The following is a 20,130-nucleotide window of genomic DNA, read 5'->3' as shown; positions in this document are numbered from 1 at the left end:
GTGAGAACGACTGTCTCACGGCTGCTCTCGGTGGCGGGCGTCGTACTGCTCGTCGGTATGCTGCCGTGGTTGTCCGACCGAGACCCCGCACTGAGCATTCTGCGGGCACGCTCTGCCGAGCAAGAAGCGACGCCCGAGGCCCTCGCGGCCATCCGCAACGACCTAGGTCTCGACGCCGGGCCGCTACGAACCTTCTGGAACTGGCTCACCGGCCTCGCGTCGGGCAACCCCGGAACATCCTGGAACACCGGCAAACCTGTACTCCCCGGTGCACTCGAGGCACTGTCCGTCTCGCTGACGCTGATGGGTTTCGCGATGGTCGTCGCGCTCGTCACGGCCGCTCTCGTCGTCGCGCCCAGCATGCGGGCCGGGCTGCGCGGCACGCCGAAACGAACCGGCGGAAGCGTCGCCGCCGCGCTGACGTCCCTGCCCGAGTTCCTGCTCGCCTCGGTACTGGTGGTCGTCGGAGCGGTGTGGTTCTCGTTTCCGGCGTACGGGTGGAACGGGCCGGAATATGCGGTGCTTCCCGCATTGGCACTGGGGCTTCCGGCCGGTGGTTTGATCGGCCGCCTGCTCGCCGACGCGGTGGCCGTCACCTTCACCGAGGGCTGGGTCACCACATGGACGGTCGCCGGATTCTCCCGGTCGCAGATCGCCGTCGCCGTGTTGCGCCGCGCCGTCCCTGGACTCGCCTCGCAGGTCGGCTTGATCATGGTCGCCATTACGGGTGGTGCAGTGGCCGTCGAAAAGGTATTCGCCATACCGGGATTGGGGCGCTCGACACTCGGTGACGCGCAGTCGCAGGACTTACCGGCGCTGCAGATCGACATCCTCCTGCTGCTGGGCGTCAGTGCCGCCCTCGGCATCGCGGCGGAACTGTTACGTCGTCTTCTGCTCGGCAGTGCATTGCACGAGAAGGCCATGCCGATCCCCGCGGGAGTGTTCCACCCGTCACCGCGTCGGTGGATCGTCCCGAGTGCAGCCGCATCGATGCTCGCGGTCATCGTCCTGGTGGGGCTGCCACGAGACGGCCAGATCACCACCCGTGAGAAGTTCGCTCGACCATCGTCGGAGTTCCCGTTCGGAACCGACGCGTCCGGCCGCGACCTGCTCGCCCGAGTGGCGGACGGGGCCGTGCGATCGATCGGCCTGTCGCTGGCGGTCACGCTGGCAGCGTTGTGCGTCGGGGTGCTGCTGGGGCTGATTCCCCGAGCGTCCCGGGGCCTGGTGGAGGTCACCAATGCCGCTCCGCCCGTCGTGACCGGCATCCTCATCGCCGCGATCTGGGGTCCGAGCGCCGGCGGGGCGGCTGTCGCAGTCCTGATCGTGACGTGGGCTCCACTCGCCGCGCACACCGCGGCACTCGTCGACGAGGCGCGAGCACAGCCCTACATCTCGATCCTGCCGACACTCGGAGCCGGCAACGGTCGAATCCTGTTCGGCTCCATCGTTCCCGGTGTGCTGCCGGCCGTATTTCGGCACGCCATGATCCGGCTACCCGGTGTCGCTCTGGCGCTCGCCGCCCTCGGATTTCTGGGCCTCGGTCCGCAACCGCCGACCGCGGATTGGGGACTGATCCTGTCCGACGGGGTGGCCGCCGTCGAGCGTGCACCATGGGTCGCGGCAGCTCCGCTGGCGTCGTTGATCGCACTGGCCGTCCTCGCCGTCTCCGTCGCCAGTGCGACGTCGGGGCGGGTGAGAACGACCGGTAGCGTTGACGGGAAAGTCGATGCAGGAGGGCGCGTTACATGAGTTCGAGGACCGACAAGTCGCCGACGCGGTGGCGGTGGTCGTTTCTCGTCGACCTCGGGCGTGCCACGCCCACGGTGCGATTGCTGGTTCTCACCCAGATGACGTTCAACATCGGCTTTTTCATGGTGTTGCCGTATCTGTCGGTGCATCTGACGTCCGATCTGGGACTCGGAGCGGCACTCGTCGGTGTCGTCCTCGGTATCCGAACGTTCTCGCAGCAGGGCCTGTTCTTCGTGGGCGGCACCCTCGCCGATCGGTGGGGCATCAAGCCGGTGGTCCTCGTCGGCTGTGTCCTGCGAGTCCTGGGGTTCCTGGGCCTGGCCGCGTTCGATTCTCTCGCCGGTGTCGTCGCCGCGACGGTACTGGTCGGGTTCGCAGCCGCATTGTTCTCTCCCGCAGTCGAATCCGCGATCGCCATCGAAGCAGGCAAAAGCGAACGCACCGGCGGCGCCACCCGGGTTCAGACCTTCGCGCTGTTGTCGGTGTGCAATCAGATCGGATCGTTCACCGGCCCGCTCATCGGATCTCTGCTGTTGCTGGCCGACTTTCGGATCGCATGCCTCACGGCCGCAGTCATTTTCGTCCTCGTCATCGCCGCGCACATCGAATGGCTACCGCGCGAGCCCGGCGAACACCGCGACGATCCGTGGCTCTCGGGCTGGACCGACGTGATCCGCAACCGCACCTTCGTGCTGTTCGCCGTCGCCATGAGCGCGCAGCTGGTGGCCTACAACCAGCTGTATCTGCTGCTCCCCCTCGAGGTCGAACGGGCCTGGGGCTCGCAGACGGTACTCGGCTGGTTCTTCGCAATCTCTGCCGTACTCGTCGTCACGACGCAGTTGCCCATCACCCGACGCGTAGCGACGGTCTCGCCGCGCATCACGCTGCCGATCGGATTTGCCGTCATGGCACTCTCTTTCGCGCTGGTGGCGATCCTGAGTCCACTGGAGCTGACGGGGCTCGTCGGCCTGATTCCGGCCGCCCTGTTCGTGTTGCTGCTGGCACTGGGGCAGATGATCGCGATGCCGCAGGCGCGCGACCTCGTCCCCAAGATGGCCGCCGAACGCCGACTCGGCTCGTACTACGGATTCATGGCCTCCCTCGGCGGCATCGGGGTACTCCTCGGGTCGATCGCCGTGGGAGCGGTGATCGACGCCTCGCCCGACACCGGCTGGGGAACAGCAATCCCATGGCTGGTCGCTGCCCTGTTCCCCATCGCCAGCGTCGTGGGACTGCGAATCGTGTTGGCTCGCCTGGATTGAGTTGGTTCTGGTGTCGCCGGCTTCTGTCGGCCGCCCGCATTTCCCCGCCCCCATCCCGCCGTCGTCCCCATCCCGCCGCCCCCCATTTCCCGCAAACGCGCGCGCGTTTGTCATACGCGAGTGGATTCGCCTCGGATTCGGGGCTATTCCGCGCGCACCTGGCGAACGCGCGCGCGTTTGCGGCGGCCTCGGCTACATCCGGCGTCACCCCTCCCCCGGGAGAGTCGACTCTCCCCCAGGGGGAGGGGCCAGAATGTGGGCATGAACGGATTGCTGACGATCGGCGAGTTCTCCCGGATCACCCATCTGTCGGTGAAGACTCTGCGTCGCTATCACGAGTCGGGCCTGCTCGAACCTGCGACGGTCGACGAGTACTCCGGATACCGGTATTACGCCACCGATCAGGTCGGGGTGGCGCAGATCATCGGTCGATTCCGGAAGATGCAGATGCCCGAGCGGGAGGTGAGGGCGATCGTGCAGACACCCGATCCCGATGCCCGCGGTCGCCTGATCACCGAACATCTCACTCGACTCGAGCGTCAGTTGGACGACACCCGATCGGCGGTGACGGCGCTGCGCCGATTGCTCGATCCCACTCCACCCGCGATCGATGTCCGACGCATTCTCGCCGAACACTGTTCTGTCGCAGCAATTTCCGAGGTGGTCGACGCGTCCGACGTATTGGGCTGGTACTCCGACGCGATGGCCGAGATCGACGCGGCCGTATCGGACACCACCGGGCCACCGGGCGGGCTGTACGACAACGAACTCTTCACCGACGGACGGGGCGTGATGACCGTCTACGTCCCCACAGACGATGCGCCACCCGTCGGCAGAGTTCGGCCGATGACGCTGCCTCCCGTCGAACTCGCGGTGACGGTTCATCACGGACCCCACGACGACATCGACGTCACGTACGGCGCGCTCGGGGTGCACGTGGAGACCAACGGCCTCGCCATTGCGGGGCCGGTTCACGAGGTCTACGTCGTCGGGCCGCGGGATACCGACAACTCGGCGCTGTGGCGTACCGACATCGGGTGGCCGGTGTTCACGGCATCACCGGCGCAGTAGAAGTCAGCGTCCCAGCTGCCGGCTTGCTCCGCCGATTTCTGCGTGTGCACCGATCTTCGCGTTTCTACCTGCTCGATCGCCGGCCTTGCGTGCGCCCTCCGAGTACCCGGCGTTCGCGCTCTGGCCTCGCCAGTGCCCGCGTGCAGTGGACGTCTGCCGGTAGTAGTCGCGGAGCTCGATCTCTTTGTCTCGCAGCACCAGAGCGGTTCCGGCACCGGAGGTCTCCTGTGCGATGGCCTTGGCCTCGGTGTCCTTCTTGACCTCCGCGAGCCGTTGACCGATGCGCGACGCGAATGCCGTCTGGAAGTTCAGTCGTGCCGTCACAGCAGCGACGGGCACTTCTTCGCGCCGGGTGTAGCGTCGACGATTCTTGATCTCGGTGACGGTACGGATGGCCGTCTCGGATTTGTAGGCACCGGACTTGATGTACGCGTCGGACGCTCGGACCATCTGAATCAACAGGGACGAGTACAGGGCCTCGGTGGTCTCGATGTCCGAGTCGAAACCGTAGGCGAACACCTGCGTCGACGATCTGGCGACATCGCACTGGACATCGTTTGCATGAGCGATGGCGACGAACAGCTGAACGTAGGTCTTGAGTCCACGCTTGCCCGGTTCACCGATGGGGATGACCTTCTGAGTCGGCGTCGCCTGCCGTTCGCGGGATGCGCTGTGCGAACGCGCCACCGCCAGGTCCACCGACGCCGACGTGGCCAAACGCTGCGCGGCCTCCATGAAGGCCTCGGCCTCGTGGGGGTTGTCGGTGGACTCCGCCTGACGCAGCAACCCGCCGATTCGCGTCAGCATCTTGTCCGAACTCATGAGCGAAAGGGTACCGGGCACCTCCGACACGTCCGGGTTGACCGATTCAGGAACTCGATAATGACCCCTACGCGGTGAGTTGTGTGCCACAGTACCCATCGACATATGTGTCGGGGGAGCATCAAAGCACGATTCTGCGTGCCCATCTCCGGGCGCATACCACCGCGTAGAAGTAAGTGGAGAAAACAATGGCGTCTTTGATCACGAAGGTGGCAGTGGTTGCGACAGCAGCCACGCTGCTGACGCTCACCGGATGTTCGAGCGACAGCGGTTCGAGCGGCGATTCGGGTGCTGCATCCGAAAATGCCGACGGCCGTGGACCTATCACCTATGTAGAAGGCCAGGACACCACCGAGACCGGTGTCGTCCAGCAGATCATCTCGGAGTGGAACGCCGCCAACCCTGATCAGCAGGTCACCTTCAAGGAGCAGTCCGCCGACGCCGATCAGGCCCACGACGACTTCGTTCAGCAGCTCCAGGCGCAGCAGAGCGACTACGACGTCATGGCACTCGACGTCGTGTGGACCGCCGAGTTCGCGGCCAAGGGCTGGCTCGTGCCGCTCGAGGGCGAATTCGCACTCGACAACGCAGGCGTTCTGCCCGCGACCGTCGCGAGCGCTACATACAACGGCAAGCAGTACGCCGCACCGAAGAACACCAACGGTGGATTGCTCTACTACCGCAGTGATCTGCTCCCCGAAGCGCCCACCACCTGGGCCGAGCTCACCGAGGACTGCCAGGTCGCCCGCGACAACAACATCGACTGCTACGCAGGGCAATTCGCCCCCTACGAGGGTCTGACAGCCAACGCGTCGGAGATCATCAACGCGCACGGCGGATCGATCGTCGGCGAAGACGGCAAGACCCCCACCGTCAACAGCCCGGAAGCCAAGGCCGGACTGCAGACTCTGGTCACCGCGTTCGAGACCGGCGTCATCCCGGCCCAGGACACCACGTTCAAGGAGTCCGACAGCCAGCAGGCGTTCCAGGACGGAAAGACACTGTTCCTGCGCAACTGGCCGTACGTCTACGGCACCGCCGCAGAAGAAGGTTCGGCTGTGGTCGGCAAGTACGCGGTCGCACCCCTTCCCGGAGTCACCGGCGTGGGCACCTCGACGCTCGGCGGATACAACGCCGCGATCAGCGCGTACTCCGAGAACAAGGCCACTGCTGCCGACTTCCTGCGCTTCATGCAGGGCGAGAAGGCACAGCGCATCATTGCCGAGGGTGCTTTGCCGCCCGTGCTCTCGTCGCTGTACGACGATCCCGCACTGATCGCCGCGATGCCGTACCTTCCCGCTTTGAAGGCATCCATCGAGAACGCCGTTCCGCGTCCCGTCACCCCGTTCTACCCGGCCGTCTCGAAGGCTGTGCAGGACAACGTCTCTGCCGCCATCAAGGGTGAGAAGAGCGTCGACCAGGCGATCACGGACATGCAGGCCGGTATCGAAACCGCCGGCGCCAACTGATTTCGGGAGAACCAATGGCTGTACCTGCTGGTGTGACCAGTGGGGCCGCCGCAACCACCGCGGCCGGGGGCTCGTCCCCCGGCCGCGGTCGGCATGTGCGGTCCAAGAACAAGCGGTTCGGCCTGACGCAGGGTCGGGCCTGGCTGTTGATCGCACCGACGATGGTGATCCTCGCGATCGTCATCGTCTACCCGGTGATCCGTGCCCTGGTGATGTCCTTCTCCAAGGATCCCGGTCTCGATCCCGCCACCGGCATGTTCGTCACCGGTGGATCTGCCGGCTTCGACAACTACACGCACTGGATCCTGCAGCAATGCACCTCGGCGTCGGGCACATCGGTGCCCTGCCCGCCGGGAACGCTGGGGTCTCAGTTCTGGGGCGCGGTCGGAAACACGGCGTTCTTCACGGTCGTCACGGTGTCCATCGAGGTGGTCATCGGCTTCGGGATGGCCGTCATCATGGGCAAGACCTTCGCCGGACGCGCCCTGTTGCGCGCGGCAATCCTGATCCCCTGGGCGATCCCGACGGCGGTCACGGCCAAGCTCTGGTACTTCATCTTCGCGTACGACGGCATCGCCAATCGCATTCTGGGAACGAACATTCTGTGGACCGGTGACGCGTGGCCCGCTCGTTTCGCCGTCATCATCGCCGACGTGTGGAAGACGACGCCGTTCATGGCGCTGTTGATCCTGGCCGGGTTGCAGATGATTCCCGCCGATGTCTACGAGGCGGCCCGCGTCGACGGGGCGTCGGCGTGGCAGCGGTTCACCAAGATCACACTGCCGTTGGTCAAGCCCGCGTTGATGGTGGCAATTCTGTTCCGCACCATGGACGCACTGCGTATGTACGACTTGCCGGCCATCCTCACCGAGGGCAATCCCGCGACGCGGACCATCTCGATTCTGGTGGTGGACCAGATTCGGCAGGGATTCAACAGCGCGGCGTCGTTGTCGACCATCTCGTTCATTTTCATATTCGTCGTGGCGTTCATCCTGGTGAAGTTCCTCGGTGCCAATGCCGTTGCCACTCAGGACAATCAGCGTAAGGGGCCCGGCCGATGAAGCAGGCTCGCATCTATCTCGGTGTCGTCGTCATTCTCGTCTGGGGACTGGCACCGTTCTATTGGATGGTCGTCACCGCATTCCGCGACCCGCGCTACACCTTCGACACGACGCCGTGGCCGACGCACGTCACGTGGGAGAACTTCCAGAACGCGTTGTCGACGGCGAACGGCAACAACTTCCTGCGTGCGGTGGGCAACAGTCTGATCGTGGGCGGCGCGACCACGCTGATCGCGTTGGTCATCGGCATCTTCACGGCATACGCGCTCTCCCGCATCGACTTTCGCTTCAAGTACGTGGTGACGGGCATCATCCTGGGTGCGTCGATGTTCCCCGTCGTCGCATTGGTGACCCCGCTGTTCCAGTTCTTCACCAACATCGGTTGGATCGGCAGTTATCAGGCGATGGTCATTCCCAACATCTCGTTCGTCCTACCGCTGACGATCTATACGTTGGCGGCGTTCTTCGCCGAATTGCCCTGGGAACTCGAAGAAGCCGCGCGGATCGACGGCGCCGGGCGATTCCAGGCATTCCGCCTGGTGATGCTTCCGCTCGCCGCGCCTGCCTTGTTCACCACCGCGATTCTCGCGTTCATCGCTGCAGTGAACGAGTACCTGCTGGCCAGTCAGCTCTCGAGTGACAAGACCGAACCGGTGACCGTGGCCATCGCTCGGTTCACCGGTAACGATCCGCTGGTGGTGCCGTATGCCGCGATCATGGCTGCGGGCACCATCGTGGCGATTCCACTGGTGATCATGGTGCTGCTGTTCCAGCGCCGCATCATCTCCGGACTGACGGCGGGCGGCGTCAAGTCGTGACGGCGCAGGACCACCTGCAGTTGTTGGCAGGCATTCTCGGGTTCTTCGCGCTGGTAGCTCTCGGTTTCGCCGTAGCCGGGATCATCGGAGGTGATCCCGGCGTGGTTCCGTCCGTAGCGCTGCTCGGCTTGCTGGTCGCACTGTGGTTCACCGTCAAGAAGATTCGCTGAAACTCGTCGTCGCGATAGCCACCAGTTCGGCCAGTGCCGGACTCATCGCGCTGCGCCACACCAGGGCCAACAGGGCGGCGGTGTGCGAGTCCGTGAGCTCGATCGCGACGAGCCGATCGTAGTAGAACTCGGCCATCGATCGGCTGAGAATGCCGACCCCCAAACCGCGAGCAGCGAGATCGGCGACTGCGTCGGGAGCGCTCGCCTGCAACATGATCGACGGTGACAGTCCTACACCGGCGCAGTCCCGGTCGAACACGGCTCGGATCCCGGTGCCGGGCGGAAGGGCGATGATCGGGTGTGCGCACACATCGGCGAGGGTCGCGTCCTTCTGCGCCGCCAGTGGATGCTTCGTCGGAACGGCTGCGACGATCCGCTCGTCGATCACCACCATCGATTCGAGTCCGCCCGGAGCACGGGCGGCGACGCCCACGAGCGCGAGATCCAGTTCTCCGGATCGAACATCCGCGACGAGTTGATCCGAATTACCCTCCCGCAGAGCGAGTTCGACGCCAGGATGAACAGAGTGGAAGCGCGCCAACGCGTCGAACAGTTGTGGGACGGTGCAGGCGGTCACCATACCGATGCTCAGGGAGCCGCGCAGTAGCCCGGTTACGTCGTCGACGGACTGTTTGACGGATCCTGCGGCGGCCAGCGTGGCGCGCGCCTGCGTCAGCGCGGCCTGACCCGCTGTGGTCAAAGTGGCTGTGCCACCGGATCTGTCGATCAACTCGGCACCGAGTTCTCGTTCGAGCGCTCTGATCTGCGCGCTGACCCCCGATTGGCTGATGTGAACGCGGGCGGCGGCTCGCGTGAAGTTCGCTTCCTCTGCGACGGCCACGAAGTATTCGAGCTGTCTCAGTTCCATCGCTGCACTCCCAGATCGGGACCTTCGCCGGCGTCGAGTCGGACTATCGCGCGCTTCGGTGCGGTGACCCGATAGCTGCAGTCGATCAGTTCGGCGGCTTCGGCCCAGACATCGCTGTCGGCCTTGTCTTTGCGGTCACGGCTCAGGTCGAACCCCACCCAGCCTGCGGGTCCGAGGTAGGCGGGATGGAAGTAGCGCGGCTCGAGCTCACAGGCCCGCTGCTCCTCGGCGCTTTCGCACTTGACGAGGATCGACAGGTCGAACAGATCGCCGCCTTTGACGCCGCCGCCGAAGTAGACGAACACCGAGGTCGTGCGGAAGGTCGGCCTGCCGTGCGAAATCTTCTCGGTCACGTCGGGATACGCGAACGCCAGAGCGCGAACGCGTTCGAGAATCGGATGCTTCGAGGTGGGATCGATGGCCACGCGAGAACGATAGCGCGTGATGTCTAGCTGCGGCTATGAGTAAAAGTTCTCGTGATGATCGGAACCAACTGTTGGACTTCTGGCTCCGTCGGTTCGAGACTCGAATCCATGACACAGACACCCGCACAAATTGCAGCGACCTACTTCGAGGCCTGGAAGGCGAAGGACTTCGACACTCTGGCGTCGATCCTGCACGAAGACGCCACGTTTCGGGGGCCACTGGGCACCGCCGACAGCGGCGAGGAATGCGTCGCCGGGTTGAAGGGAATGTCGCAGATCGTCACCGACATCGACATCGCGCACGTCTTCGTCGATGGCCCGAACGTGCTGACGTGGTTCGACCTGCACACGTCGATCGCACCCCCGGCCCCCACCGCGAACTGGCAACGAATCGAAGACGGCAAGATCACCGAAATCAGGGTGACCTTCGACCCTCGCGCCATCGTCGAGGCGGGATAGACGAACGCCCGCCGGTACTCAATGTGACGTTTAGTGGCCTTTTGGGGGGTCAATGTCACGTTGAGTGGACCGGCGGGCGTCGGTGCCGCGGAGAATTACGCGTCGATGATGAATGCTTCGAGTTGTTCGCGAGCGACGTCGTCGGCCAACTGCTTCGGCGGGCTCTTCATCAGGTAGGCGGAAGCCGGGATGACCGGTCCACCGATGCCGCGGTCCTTGGCGATTTTCGCGGCGCGGACTGCGTCGATGATGACGCCGGCGGAGTTGGGCGAGTCCCAGACCTCGAGCTTGTATTCGAGGCTCAGGGGAACGTCACCGAAGGCGCGGCCTTCGAGGCGGACGTAGGCCCACTTGCGGTCGTCGAGCCAGCCGACGTGGTCGGACGGTCCGATGTGGACGTCCTTGGCGTTGAATTCCTTCTGCAGGTTCGACGTGACGGCCTGGGTCTTGGAGATCTTCTTCGACTCGAGGCGGGTGCGCTCGAGCATGTTGAGGAAGTCCATGTTGCCGCCGACGTTGAGCTGCATGGTGCGGTCGAGCTGCACGCCGCGGTCCTCGAACAGCTTCGCCATGACGCGGTGGGTGATGGTGGCACCGACCTGGCTCTTGATGTCGTCGCCGACGATGGGGACGCCTGCGTCCTCGAACTTCTTGGCCCAGACGGGGTCGCTGGCGATGAAGACGGGGAGGGCGTTGACGAAGGCGACGCCTGCGTCGATGGCGGCCTGTGCGTAGAACTTGTCGGCTTCTTCGGATCCGACGGGGAGGTAGGACACGAGGACGTCGACCTTGGCGTCACGCAGTGCCTGTGCGACGTCGACTGCTTCGCCGTCGGCCTCGGTGATGGTTTCGCGGTAGTACTTTCCGAGGCCATCGAGGGTCGGTCCGCGCAGGACGTGGACGTCCTTCGGGGGCACGTCGGCGATCTTGATGGTGTTGTTCTCGCTGGAGAAGATGGCCTCGGAGAGGTCGAAGCCGACCTTCTTGGCGTCGACGTCGAACGCGGCGACGAACTCGACGTCGCGGACGTGGTACTTGCCGAACATGACGTGCATCAGGCCGGGAACGGTGGCGTTCTCGTCTGCGTCCTTGTAGTACTCGACACCCTGGACCAGGGATGAGGCGCAGTTGCCCACACCCACAATGGCCACGCGGATTGCGTTGTTGTTCTCACCCATGGTCGGGTTCTCCTTCTGTCTTGACTGTCCTGTTTGGTGCTGTGTGGGACGGTGCTGGGTTGGGGGCGGCTTGCTCGGCTGCGATGACTTCGTTGAGCCAGCGCACCTCGCGTTCGCTCGATTCGAGACCGAGCTGGTGGAGTTGCCGGGTGTAGCGGTCGAGTGTTCCGTTCGCCTTGGCCACAGCGTCGCGGAGGCCTTCTCGGCGCTCCTCGACCTGGCGTCGTCTGCCTTCGAGAATGCGGACCCGAGCTTCTGCGGGGGTTCGACTGAAGAAAGCCAGATGTACGCCGAATCCGTCGTCGGTGTAGTTCTGCGGTCCGGTGTCGGCCACCAGTTCGGCAAATCGTTCCCTGCCGAGGGGGGTGAGCACGTACACCCGTTTTGCTCGTCTTTTCACGAGCAGTTCGGGACCGGCGTCCTCGGCGATGAGCCCGTCGGTTTGTAGTCGACGGAGCGCCGGGTACAGCGATCCGTACGAAAACGCGCGAAATGCTCCGAGCAGGCCGGTCAGCCGCTTGCGAAGCTCGTAACCGTGCATGGGTGATTCGAGAAGCAGTCCGAGAATTGCGAGCTCGAGCATGCAACTCCCCCTTCTCGAATCCAACGATCACATCCTGGCGATGCGATTGACTGCACTATCGAAGAATGTATCGCGCCGATACATGAAGTGACAAACCAATGGCCGGTTACATCGCGCGAACCGGCATTCGCGGCCGGTCGGCGTCGTCGTGGCTGCAGTGTTGGTGACCCTTCTTGTTCGTCGCCTACGTACGAGAAAGGTGTTTCGATGAGTGCAGTAGCGAAGGCGTTCCACACACCGATGTCGTCAGCGACGAATGTGCTCGGCGGGCTCGCGGCAGCTGTCCACGGTGCGGTGTTCGGCGTCGTCAAGGCCGCAGTCGACCGGGCAGGGGCAACCGGTTACCGAGCAATCACGCACGAGAGCCCGAAGTAGCTGACACGCAACATAATTCGCAACGTCCTATCGGCTGACCGAGACGATGTTGCCCGCGAAGTCCGCTTCGACGCGGCCACCCTGATCGTCGTCGTTCTCTGCGGTGATCGAGATGCGCTGCTCGCCCCGGGAATCGGTGATCGTGACGTACTCGACGGCGGCGTCCGGGACCCCGACGGCCTCGGGCGTTCCCGCGACGAGGCCTGCCAGAACCGCGGAATCGATTGTGGCCCAGTCGAAGAGAGCCTCTTGTGCGTCTGGCGCGTCGGTCTCGTGATACACCTCGAACCCCCCGGAGACGAACACGCGCTCTCGTCGGCCCTCTGCCGTCGGGCGATAGACGTCGGCACGGTTGCCGTCCATCTGAATGAACACCTCGAGAACCTGCGAACTGCCGAAACGTTGCACGTAGCGTTCTCGGAAATCGTCGAGTCCGGCGGCGGTGTCGAAAACGAACGGGCGAGCGACTATCGGGGTGACGTCGACCGGCAGGTCCATCGGCACGGTGGGGGTCACGCTGCGCGTCGTCGTGGACCCGACGACGGCAGCAGTCGGAACCGGTTCTTCGCCGGTCCTGGTCGACAGAAACACCACCAGCCCTACAGTCACGATGACGACCGAGCCGAGTGCCAGCAGTAGCCGGTTCTTCGGTTCGGATGTTCGCGGTGGTGGTTCCGGAAGGTCGACGTCGCTTTGTAGGTCTGAGACCAGGCGTCGTAGGTCGCGCAGGGTGATGGCTACCCGCGCACGTTCGCTGCGTAGGCGGTGCTCGTCGAAGGTGAGCTGGCCGTCGGCGTATGCGGAATCCAGAACGGTGGCGGTCAGCGCGCGGTCGATGTCACGGGCGCGAAAATCGGGTCGTTGTGCCATCCTGCGGCCTCCTTTCCGGACACATCAGCCGAACGAAAACGGCGTGACACGCAGGAAGTTGCCTGCGGGATCGAATAGGAGAGTTCCGCTTTCCTGGTCGGTGTTGTCGGCGGAGACGGATATTTGCGGACCGTTGTCGCTGCCGTGGAAGCTCACGTTGTAGCTGTCGATGCGACTCATGTTCAAGCTCTCGCGGGCACCGGCGATGATCCCCGCTGCCTTCGTCAGATCGACCGTCGCCAGGTCGATCTGAGGTTCGTCGAAGTCGCGGGTGCTCGAGAAGTTGTCGTCGTAGTCGTCGATCACGCCGTTGCGATAGGTGTAGCTGACCTGCTTCTGTGGTACCCCTGGTGCAGGTGCCGAAATGACGGCGTGGTCCTCGTACAGCCCGAGTCTGTCGACCACCGACGTGCCGATCTTCTGTTGCAGTGCATCGACGATGTCCACGACGACTGCGGGATTCTTGTACCCGGCCGACCCGAGACCCGATTCGGGGTCATTGGTGTTCGAGCACGCGCGAATGCCGAAGGTGAGCGCCACGAGTGCGGCAACGGCAGGGACCGCGACGGCCATGAAGCCCAGGCGTGAGCCCTTTGCCGTCGTGATCGGATGCGCGAACTCGATCGGGTCGGCCATCGGCGGCAGATCGGTGTCGTTCTGAAGGTCCTCGATGAGGGCGTGCAGATCGGCGATCGTTTCGGCTTCCTTCGCCAGATCGATCCTTGCGGCGTGCTCGAAATCGGACAGCTGGCCGTCGGCGAGTGCCTCGTCCAACGTGGCGCAAGTATCGGTGCGATCCACATCACGCGCTCGCGTACTGGGTGACAGTCGCGTCGGCACAGGTGGAGCATAGTTTCTCGGCCCAGGAATGTGGGTCGATCGTCGTCCAGGCGGGGATCGCAGGTCTCCATCGACACTGCCGCACGTACTCTGGTTCTCGTGCGACTTCAGCGACAGGTGGTGGACTACGCCCTTCAGCGTCGGTCGCTGCTGGCCGAGGTCTACTCCGGTAGGACGGGCGTGGCAGCGGTCTGCGACGCAGATCCCTATCTTCTACGTGCCGCCAAGTTCCATGGACGCGGCAGCGACGTGGTGTGCCCGATCTGCCGGAAGGAGCAGCTCACGCTGGTGTCGTGGGTGTTCGGCGAGAAGCTCGGACCCCTGTCCGGCTCGGCGAGAACGGCCGACGAACTCGGTCGGCTGGCTGCCACCCAAGAGGAATTCTCGGTCCATGTGGTCGAGGTCTGCCGCTCGTGCAGCTGGAATCACCTCGTCCAGTCCTACGTCCTCGGGGCCGTGCCCGCACCCAAGCAACCCCGTCGCCCACGATCGGGATCCCGTCAACCCAACCGTCGAACTGCGAGTGAATGACACAATCGCTTCGCTGAACCCAGCCACCGAGAATTCGATGCGGCCGCCGAGATTACTGGAGATTCGTACGTGAGTTCCCCCTACGACAACAACCCGGGTAACAACGAACCTGGCCGTAGCGACTCCGGACGGCGACCCGACGTGCCCGGACCGCCGCGCGGCAGCCGCCATTCCGATCCGCCCGGACGTCGTCCGGTACCCCCACCGGGCCAGCGTCCGGTGCCACCTCCGGGTCAGCGCCCCGGACCGCCTCCCGGGCAGCGTCCGATGCCACCGCAGGGTCGACCGCCGATGCCTCCTCCGGGGCAGCGTCCGGGACCGCCTCCCGGCCAGCGCCCCGGGCCCCCTCCCGGGCAGCGTCCGATGCCACCGCAGGGTCGACCGCCGATGCCTCCCGTCGGCCAACGACCGGGTCCGCCTCCCGGGCAACGTCCGATGCCACCGCAGGGCCGCCCGTCCGGTGACGGTCGTTACGCCGCGGCCGGTGTCACCCGATCGGGATCCGTCCCGCCGCCACACGAACCGAACGATCCATCAGCTAGCTCCTCGGGCAACGAACCGCCCGAGCCCCCCGAAAGAGGTTCCGCCGCGAAAACGAAGAAGAAGTCCAAGTGGCGGGTTGTTCGACGCACCATTTACGCGTTGATCGCCTTGGGCCTGATAGTGCCGATTCTGCTGTTCATGGTGGCGTACACGCTGGTGGACGTCCCGCGTCCCGGCGATCTCAGGACCAATCAGGTCGCGACGATCTACGCCTCCGACGGGTCGAGCGTGCTCGGAAAGGTGGTGCCGCCCGAGGGCAACCGGACCGACGTGACGATCGACCAGATCCCGGAGCACGTTCGTAACGCCGTGCTCTCGGCGGAGGATCGCGACTTCTATTCCAATCCCGGGTTCTCGGTGACCGGCTTCGGCCGTGCTCTGCGCGACAACGTGCTCGGACGCGACAGTGCGGGCGGTGGTTCCACGATCACCCAGCAGTACGTCAAGAACGCTGTGGTCGGCTCCGAGCGGACGCTGACACGAAAGATGCGGGAGCTGGTCATCTCGTCGAAGATGGCCCGCCAATGGTCCAAGGACGACATTCTTGCGGCCTATCTGAACACCATCTACTTCGGTCGAGGTGCCTACGGCATCGCTGCCGCATCGACGGCGTACTTCGGCAAATCCGTCGATCAGCTCTCGGTCGAGGAAGGTGCCGTGCTGGCCGCGACCATTCAGCAGCCATCCGGACTCGATCCGGAAGTCAACCCAACCGGTGCCCAGTCGCGGTGGAACTACGTGCTCGATGGCATGGTCTCCCAGGGCAATCTGGATCAGACTCAACGTGCGGCGATGCAGTATCCACAGTGGGTCCCCATCTCCCAGGTCGACTCCGGTGATGCCGCCGACGCCGGTCCCAACGGTCTGATCAAGGCGCAGGTGCTGCGTGAATTGTCGGCCGTCGGGGTCAGTGATCAGGACCTGAACACCGAGGGCCTGCAGATCACGACCACGATCGACCCGAACGCGCAGGCGGCTGCGGTCGAGGCCGTGGACAAGAACCTGCAGGGTGAGCCGTCGGAGCTGCGCACGGCGTCGGTGTCGATCGATCCGCGCAGTGGTGCGGTCCGCTCGTACTACGGCGGCGCGGACGGTCGCGGATTCGATTTCGCGCAGTCCGGATTGCAGACCGGATCGTCGTTCAAGGTGTTCGGCCTCGCTGCCGCGTTGGACCAGGGCATTCCGCTCTCGAAGATGTACGACAGTTCCTCGCTCGACGTCAACGGCATCCAGATCAGCAACGTCGAGGGCGAATCCTGCGGCACGTGCACCATCGCCGAAGCCCTCAAGCGGTCACTGAACACGAGCTTCTACCGCATGATGCTCGGCATGGACAACGGCCCGCAGGCAATCGCGGACATGGCTCACAAGCTCGGAATTCCGCAGGAAATCGAAGGCGTCGGCCCCACGTTGACCGAGCCCGACAACGCGGGCCCGAACTACGGAATCGTGCTCGGCCAGTACCAGTCACGGGTGATCGACATGGCCTCGGCCTACGCCACACTCGCAGCATCCGGCGTCTATCACGCCCCGCATTTCGTGCAGAAGGTCGTCACGGCCGACGGCACCGTGTTGCTCGATCGTGCACCCGATGCCGGTCAGCAGGTCGTTTCGGCGGCGGTGGCCGACAACGTGACCTCGGCGATGCGTCCGATCGCCGGGTACTCCAACGGTCACAATCTCGCGGGTGGTCGTCAGTCGGCGGCCAAGACCGGTACCGCGCAGCTCGGTGACACCGGGCAGAACAAGGACGCGTGGATGGTCGGATACACCCCGTCACTGTCGACGGCGGTATGGGTCGGTACCGAGCAGGGCCTACCGCTCGAGAACAGTTACGGCGGTCCGATCTACGGATCGGGCATACCGTCGGACATCTGGAAGGCGACGATGGACGGCACGCTCGAGGGCACCTCGAACGAGACGTTCCCGACGCCCGAGGCCATTGCCGGTCAGGCAGGTGTCCCGCAGTACTCGGCACCGGCCGCCCCGGCCACGACGGTGGCACCGTCCGCGCCGCCGCCCGTGACTCTGCCGATTCCGACGGAGATTTCGCCGCCGGTGGTCATCACGCCGCGTCAGGTCGAGATTCTGCCGGGCGTCACCATTCCGCTGCCGGGCCTGGCACCGGCTCAGCCCGCACAGCCACCGGCAGCGCCAGAGCCGGCAGCCCCCGAACCGGCGTCTCCCGGCCGGTAGCACCGACCGGTGACGACCGAACCCGAGCGCAAGGGCAGAGCCCTTGCAAGTCCTGGCCGTCCGGACACGGCGAGTGCAACGGACCGCGACGTACCGAGCCGTACCGATCCGATGACCGAGGAGCTTTCCTCGGTCATCGGCGGGCCGGTCGGCACGCACGCTCTGGTCGGTCGGCAACGGTGGTTCACTGCGCTGCGGGTCATCCTGTTGCTCGCGGTGGTCTTTCTCTGTTTCGGTTGGTTCGCCAAGGCAGCGTGCATTCAACAGGCACCGGTGGGTCCGAACGGTGAACTCGGGCTCGACTGGAGTGGCAGTCGCCAGTACGTGGCGATGTGCTACTCGGACACCGTGCCGCTCTACGGTGCCGAGCGGCTCGACCAAGGCGCGTTTCCGTACAAGAAGTCCTGGGAAGAAACCAAGGCGGACGGGTCCAGTCAGATCCGGTACATGGAGTACCCGGTTATTGCCGGCCTGTACCAGTACGGCTCGATGGTCGTCGGAAAGGCATGGAACTCACTGAGCTTCCTGCCGCAAGCCCTGCCTGTGGTCGTCTACTTCAACGTCGTCGCTCTGGGATTGGCAGTCGCGTGGCTGGTCACCGTCTGGGCTACGGCCATCTCGGCAGGACGACGCATCTGGGATGCCGCCCTGGTAGCCGCCTCACCGTTGGTGATCGTGCATGGATTCACCAACTTCGACGCTCTCGCAACAGCATTCGCGCTCACCGGTCTGCTGGCCTGGGCCAAGAAGCGTCCCGTGCTGGCCGGCGTACTGCTGGGACTCGGCGGTGCCACCAAGCTCTACCCGTTGTTGTTCCTGGGACCACTGCTGGTGTTGTGCTGGCGGGCCGGCCGAATGCGCGAGTGGGGGCTGACCGCAGCGGCTGCCCTGGGTGCCTGGCTTGCGGTCAATCTCCCACTGGCCCTGCTGTATCCGACGGGGTGGTACGAGTTCTTCCGGCTCAACTCCGAGCGCGGAGCCGACCCCGACTCGCTGTACAACGTCGTCACCTCCTTCACCGGATGGACGGGCTTCGACGGCCCCCTCTATCCAGGGGACAAGCCGCTGGTTCTCAATGCAGTCACGCTGCTCTTGTTCGCCGGCGTGTGTGCGCTGATCGCATACATCGGGACGACGGCTCCGACCCGGCCGAGGCTGGCCCAGTTGGTGTTCCTGGTGGTGGCCGGGTTCCTGCTCACCAACAAGGTGTGGAGCCCCCAGTACTCGTTGTGGCTGGTGCCTCTGGCGGTGCTGGCTCTGCCGCATCGTCGAATTCTGTTGGCGTGGATGGCAATCGACGCGTTCGTCTGGTTCCCCCGGATGTACTACTACCTGGGAGTGGACAACAAGGGGTTGCCCGAACAGTGGTTCACCGCCACTGTGGTCGTGCGCGATATCGCAGTGATCGGATTGTGCGCGTTGATTGTTCGGCAGATCTACCGGCCGTCGGAGGATCTCATTCGAAACGGCAGCGCCGTCGACCCGCTCGCTGGGGTGCTCGACGGCGCTGCAGATCGACCGGGTCGGCGTGCGGTCACATATAGCGGCCGAGCTGCTTGACGGCTTCACCGGCGTGCTTGGCCTGGATGCCGTCGCCGATGGCCTGCAGCTTCCATTCGCTGCCCTGGCGATAGACCTTCGCCATCACCAAGCCGGTGAACGGCATGCCGCCCTGCAGGGTGAAGCGGGCGAGCTCGGTGTTGGTGGTGTTGTCGACCAGACGGCAGAACGCATTGGCGACCTGCTCGAACGTCTGGCCGCGGTAGGAGGTGACCGTGAAGACGATGCCGGTGACGTGCTGGGGTACGCGCGTCAGATCGACGACGATGACCTCGTCGTCGCCCTCACCCTCGCCGGTCAGGTTGTCTCCCTTGTGCGTGATCGACCCGTCCTTGGCGTTGAGCTGGCCGTAGTACACGACATCGTTGACGTTGCGATCTGCCAGCATGATCGCCGACGCGTCCAGGTCGATGTTCGCGGCACGGCCTCCGCCGCCGAACAGTCCACCCTTCTTCGGTGTCGTCACCGGATCCCAGCCGAGGCCCATGCGAATCACCGTCAGGGCCACGCCGCCGTCCTTGCGCAGCGTGACCTTCTGGCCCTTGGACAGACTGACGGGCTTGGACTTGGTGAGACTGACTTCCGGAGCCTCGGAGCGAACCGGGGCGGAAGGGGCTGCGGGTGGAGCGGGAGGCGCGACCGGGGCGGGTGGCGTCGGCGGTGCAGGGGGCGGGGTGGGTGCCGGAGCCGGCGCGTCGTCCACGGAGACACCGTGATCGGTCACCAACGCAGCGAAACCACCCGCGTAACCCTGCCCGACGGCACGAACTTTCCAGCTCCCCTGGCGGCGGTAGATCTCCAGTGCGATGACGATGGATTCGGAGCTCAACCCGTCGATCGTGTACTCGTACAGCACGTTTCCGGCTGTGTCGCTGACTCGCGCGACCGGGGGTGCCGATCGGCCGAAGTTGCTCGACGCGTCGTCGAGGGTGATGACCGCACGGATCTGCTCGATGTCGGACGGAACGGCGCCGAGTGAGACGGCGAGCCGCGCCGGCCCGCCCTGCCCGGGTTCGAGTCGGACACCGGGACCGGTCGGCTGATTGAAGAACACGAAATCGGCGTCCGTGCGCACCTTTCCGGCGTCGGTGACCAGTAGCGCAGACAGATCGGCGGGCACCGCCAGGGCGATGGACACGATGACGTCGCCGACGGTGAGGGGGCCGTTCTGACCCTTGGACAACGGTTGACCGGCCGGAGCAGACAATGTGGTGGACTCTCTCTCGAAGTGCTGGTTACCGTCATCCAATGTACTTGGTCGATTTGTCCGACTGGTG

20 protein-coding genes are annotated in these 20,130 nt (G+C 64.7%); 12 read left to right on the top strand and 8 right to left on the bottom strand.

Annotated elements, in window-relative coordinates:
• From E4P29_RS12285 to E4P29_RS12275, 3 genes are all read left to right on the top strand, one after another.
• Nucleotides 1-1,752: an ABC transporter permease subunit gene (locus E4P29_RS12285; protein ID WP_209205391.1), complete on the top strand. Its 1,752-nt coding sequence runs from the start codon at nucleotides 1-3 to the stop codon at nucleotides 1,750-1,752.
• Entirely contained in the window at nucleotides 1,749-3,014 is a 1,266-nt protein-coding gene (locus E4P29_RS12280) for an MFS transporter (RefSeq protein WP_135045016.1), read from the top strand. The genes E4P29_RS12285 and E4P29_RS12280 overlap by 4 nt, the downstream gene beginning before the upstream one ends.
• A 261-nt stretch (nucleotides 3,015-3,275) precedes the next feature.
• Nucleotides 3,276-4,085: a MerR family transcriptional regulator gene (locus tag E4P29_RS12275; protein ID WP_135045014.1), complete on the top strand. Its 810-nt coding sequence runs from the start codon at nucleotides 3,276-3,278 to the stop codon at nucleotides 4,083-4,085.
• Nucleotides 4,086-4,088: 3 nt separating this feature from the next.
• On the opposite strand, the gene E4P29_RS12270 is transcribed toward E4P29_RS12275, so the two are convergent.
• Nucleotides 4,089-4,907 carry a DUF2786 domain-containing protein gene (locus tag E4P29_RS12270; RefSeq protein ID WP_135045012.1) on the bottom strand — a complete coding sequence of 273 codons (819 nt, stop codon included), beginning with the start codon at nucleotides 4,905-4,907 and terminating at the stop codon, nucleotides 4,089-4,091.
• Nucleotides 4,908-5,095: 188 nt separating this feature from the next.
• Between E4P29_RS12270 and E4P29_RS12265 the strand changes: the two genes are divergently transcribed.
• Genes E4P29_RS12265 through E4P29_RS25935 form a run of 4 tightly spaced genes read left to right on the top strand, consistent with a single transcriptional unit; the run spans nucleotide 5,096 to nucleotide 8,425 of the window.
• On the top strand, nucleotides 5,096-6,376 hold the full coding sequence (locus E4P29_RS12265) for an ABC transporter substrate-binding protein (protein ID WP_032370043.1): 1,281 nt from the start codon (nucleotides 5,096-5,098) through the stop codon (nucleotides 6,374-6,376).
• A gap of 14 nt (nucleotides 6,377-6,390) precedes the next feature.
• Nucleotides 6,391-7,437 (top strand): sugar ABC transporter permease, encoded by a 1,047-nt coding sequence (locus E4P29_RS12260; RefSeq protein ID WP_209205390.1) that lies wholly within the window; start codon nucleotides 6,391-6,393, stop codon nucleotides 7,435-7,437.
• Nucleotides 7,434-8,255 (top strand): carbohydrate ABC transporter permease, encoded by an 822-nt coding sequence (locus E4P29_RS12255; RefSeq protein ID WP_135045010.1) that lies wholly within the window; start codon nucleotides 7,434-7,436, stop codon nucleotides 8,253-8,255. The genes E4P29_RS12260 and E4P29_RS12255 overlap by 4 nt, the downstream gene beginning before the upstream one ends.
• On the top strand, nucleotides 8,252-8,425 hold the full coding sequence (locus tag E4P29_RS25935; protein WP_167735466.1) for a hypothetical protein: 174 nt from the start codon (nucleotides 8,252-8,254) through the stop codon (nucleotides 8,423-8,425). The genes E4P29_RS12255 and E4P29_RS25935 overlap by 4 nt, the downstream gene beginning before the upstream one ends.
• On the opposite strand, the gene E4P29_RS12250 is transcribed toward E4P29_RS25935, so the two are convergent.
• Both E4P29_RS12250 and E4P29_RS12245 read right to left on the bottom strand, forming a co-directional pair.
• A complete protein-coding gene (locus E4P29_RS12250; protein WP_135045008.1) occupies nucleotides 8,409-9,293 on the bottom strand; it encodes a LysR family transcriptional regulator in 885 nt (294 codons plus the stop codon). The two genes, E4P29_RS25935 and E4P29_RS12250, sit on opposite strands and share 17 nt — an antisense overlap.
• Entirely contained in the window at nucleotides 9,284-9,718 is a 435-nt protein-coding gene (locus E4P29_RS12245) for an MmcQ/YjbR family DNA-binding protein (RefSeq protein WP_135045006.1), read from the bottom strand. Before E4P29_RS12245 ends, E4P29_RS12250 begins: the two co-directional genes overlap by 10 nt.
• 108 nt (nucleotides 9,719-9,826) lie before the next feature.
• On the opposite strand from E4P29_RS12245, the gene E4P29_RS12240 reads away from it, so the two are divergent.
• Nucleotides 9,827-10,177 (top strand): nuclear transport factor 2 family protein, encoded by a 351-nt coding sequence (locus E4P29_RS12240; protein ID WP_135045004.1) that lies wholly within the window; start codon nucleotides 9,827-9,829, stop codon nucleotides 10,175-10,177.
• Between the two features lie 95 nt (nucleotides 10,178-10,272).
• Here the strand turns inward: E4P29_RS12240 and E4P29_RS12235 are convergent, their stop codons facing one another.
• Together E4P29_RS12235 and E4P29_RS12230 are read right to left on the bottom strand one after the other, a co-directional pair.
• Nucleotides 10,273-11,355, bottom strand: a complete 1,083-nt coding sequence (locus E4P29_RS12235; protein ID WP_027495057.1) for an inositol-3-phosphate synthase — start codon at nucleotides 11,353-11,355, stop codon at nucleotides 10,273-10,275.
• Nucleotides 11,348-11,938: a PadR family transcriptional regulator gene (locus E4P29_RS12230; protein ID WP_027495058.1), complete on the bottom strand. Its 591-nt coding sequence runs from the start codon at nucleotides 11,936-11,938 to the stop codon at nucleotides 11,348-11,350. Before E4P29_RS12230 ends, E4P29_RS12235 begins: the two co-directional genes overlap by 8 nt.
• A 207-nt stretch (nucleotides 11,939-12,145) precedes the next feature.
• Between E4P29_RS12230 and E4P29_RS12225 the strand changes: the two genes are divergently transcribed.
• Nucleotides 12,146-12,313, top strand: a complete 168-nt coding sequence (locus E4P29_RS12225; RefSeq protein WP_135045002.1) for a DUF4235 domain-containing protein — start codon at nucleotides 12,146-12,148, stop codon at nucleotides 12,311-12,313.
• Nucleotides 12,314-12,340: 27 nt separating this feature from the next.
• Here the strand turns inward: E4P29_RS12225 and E4P29_RS12220 are convergent, their stop codons facing one another.
• Together E4P29_RS12220 and E4P29_RS12215 are read right to left on the bottom strand one after the other, a co-directional pair.
• Nucleotides 12,341-13,183, bottom strand: coding sequence for a DUF1707 domain-containing protein (locus E4P29_RS12220; protein WP_135045000.1), 843 nt, complete (start codon nucleotides 13,181-13,183; stop codon nucleotides 12,341-12,343).
• A gap of 24 nt (nucleotides 13,184-13,207) precedes the next feature.
• Nucleotides 13,208-14,023, bottom strand: coding sequence for a DUF1707 domain-containing protein (locus tag E4P29_RS12215; protein ID WP_245154284.1), 816 nt, complete (start codon nucleotides 14,021-14,023; stop codon nucleotides 13,208-13,210).
• Between the two features lie 99 nt (nucleotides 14,024-14,122).
• On the opposite strand from E4P29_RS12215, the gene E4P29_RS12210 reads away from it, so the two are divergent.
• The 3 genes from E4P29_RS12210 (at nucleotide 14,123) to E4P29_RS12200 (ending at nucleotide 18,853) form a co-directional block, all read left to right on the top strand.
• Entirely contained in the window at nucleotides 14,123-14,554 is a 432-nt protein-coding gene (locus tag E4P29_RS12210; protein ID WP_027495064.1) for a DUF5318 domain-containing protein, read from the top strand.
• Nucleotides 14,555-14,989: 435 nt separating this feature from the next.
• Complete coding sequence (locus tag E4P29_RS12205; RefSeq protein WP_167735465.1) at nucleotides 14,990-17,293, top strand: transglycosylase domain-containing protein; 2,304 nt, start codon at nucleotides 14,990-14,992, stop codon at nucleotides 17,291-17,293.
• Between the two features lie 111 nt (nucleotides 17,294-17,404).
• Nucleotides 17,405-18,853, top strand: a complete 1,449-nt coding sequence (locus E4P29_RS12200) for a glycosyltransferase 87 family protein (protein ID WP_135045427.1) — start codon at nucleotides 17,405-17,407, stop codon at nucleotides 18,851-18,853.
• Here the strand turns inward: E4P29_RS12200 and E4P29_RS12195 are convergent.
• Nucleotides 18,828-20,060 carry a TerD family protein gene (locus tag E4P29_RS12195; protein ID WP_245154283.1) on the bottom strand — a complete coding sequence of 411 codons (1,233 nt, stop codon included), beginning with the start codon at nucleotides 20,058-20,060 and terminating at the stop codon, nucleotides 18,828-18,830. The genes E4P29_RS12200 and E4P29_RS12195 overlap by 26 nt on opposite strands.
• Nucleotides 20,061-20,130: the final 70 nt, after the last annotated feature.

Source organism: Rhodococcus sp. 1R11, from assembly GCF_004563845.1.
Classification (GTDB): Bacteria; Actinomycetota; Actinomycetes; order Mycobacteriales; family Mycobacteriaceae; genus Rhodococcoides.
This window is presented reverse-complemented; position numbering and strand designations above follow the sequence as displayed.

Excerpts from the sequence above, each read along its gene's own strand:
- E4P29_RS12275 (WP_135045014.1), top strand. The coding sequence starts at position 3,276 with ATGAACGGATTGCTGACGATCGGCGAGTTCTCCCGGATCACCCATCTG.
- E4P29_RS12270 (WP_135045012.1), bottom strand. The coding sequence starts at position 4,907 with ATGAGTTCGGACAAGATGCTGACGCGAATCGGCGGGTTGCTGCGTCAG.
- E4P29_RS12280 (WP_135045016.1), top strand. The coding sequence starts at position 1,749 with ATGAGTTCGAGGACCGACAAGTCGCCGACGCGGTGGCGGTGGTCGTTT.
- E4P29_RS12260 (WP_209205390.1), top strand. The coding sequence starts at position 6,391 with ATGGCTGTACCTGCTGGTGTGACCAGTGGGGCCGCCGCAACCACCGCG.
- E4P29_RS12265 (WP_032370043.1), top strand. The coding sequence starts at position 5,096 with ATGGCGTCTTTGATCACGAAGGTGGCAGTGGTTGCGACAGCAGCCACG.
- E4P29_RS12240 (WP_135045004.1), top strand. The coding sequence starts at position 9,827 with ATGACACAGACACCCGCACAAATTGCAGCGACCTACTTCGAGGCCTGG.
- E4P29_RS12255 (WP_135045010.1), top strand. The coding sequence starts at position 7,434 with ATGAAGCAGGCTCGCATCTATCTCGGTGTCGTCGTCATTCTCGTCTGG.
- E4P29_RS12250 (WP_135045008.1), bottom strand. The coding sequence starts at position 9,293 with ATGGAACTGAGACAGCTCGAATACTTCGTGGCCGTCGCAGAGGAAGCG.
- E4P29_RS12205 (WP_167735465.1), top strand. The coding sequence starts at position 14,990 with ATGCCACCGCAGGGCCGCCCGTCCGGTGACGGTCGTTACGCCGCGGCC.
- E4P29_RS12200 (WP_135045427.1), top strand. The coding sequence starts at position 17,405 with ATGACCGAGGAGCTTTCCTCGGTCATCGGCGGGCCGGTCGGCACGCAC.
- E4P29_RS12235 (WP_027495057.1), bottom strand. The coding sequence starts at position 11,355 with ATGGGTGAGAACAACAACGCAATCCGCGTGGCCATTGTGGGTGTGGGC.
- E4P29_RS12220 (WP_135045000.1), bottom strand. The coding sequence starts at position 13,183 with ATGGCACAACGACCCGATTTTCGCGCCCGTGACATCGACCGCGCGCTG.
- E4P29_RS12230 (WP_027495058.1), bottom strand. The coding sequence starts at position 11,938 with ATGCTCGAGCTCGCAATTCTCGGACTGCTTCTCGAATCACCCATGCAC.
- E4P29_RS12225 (WP_135045002.1), top strand. The coding sequence starts at position 12,146 with ATGAGTGCAGTAGCGAAGGCGTTCCACACACCGATGTCGTCAGCGACG.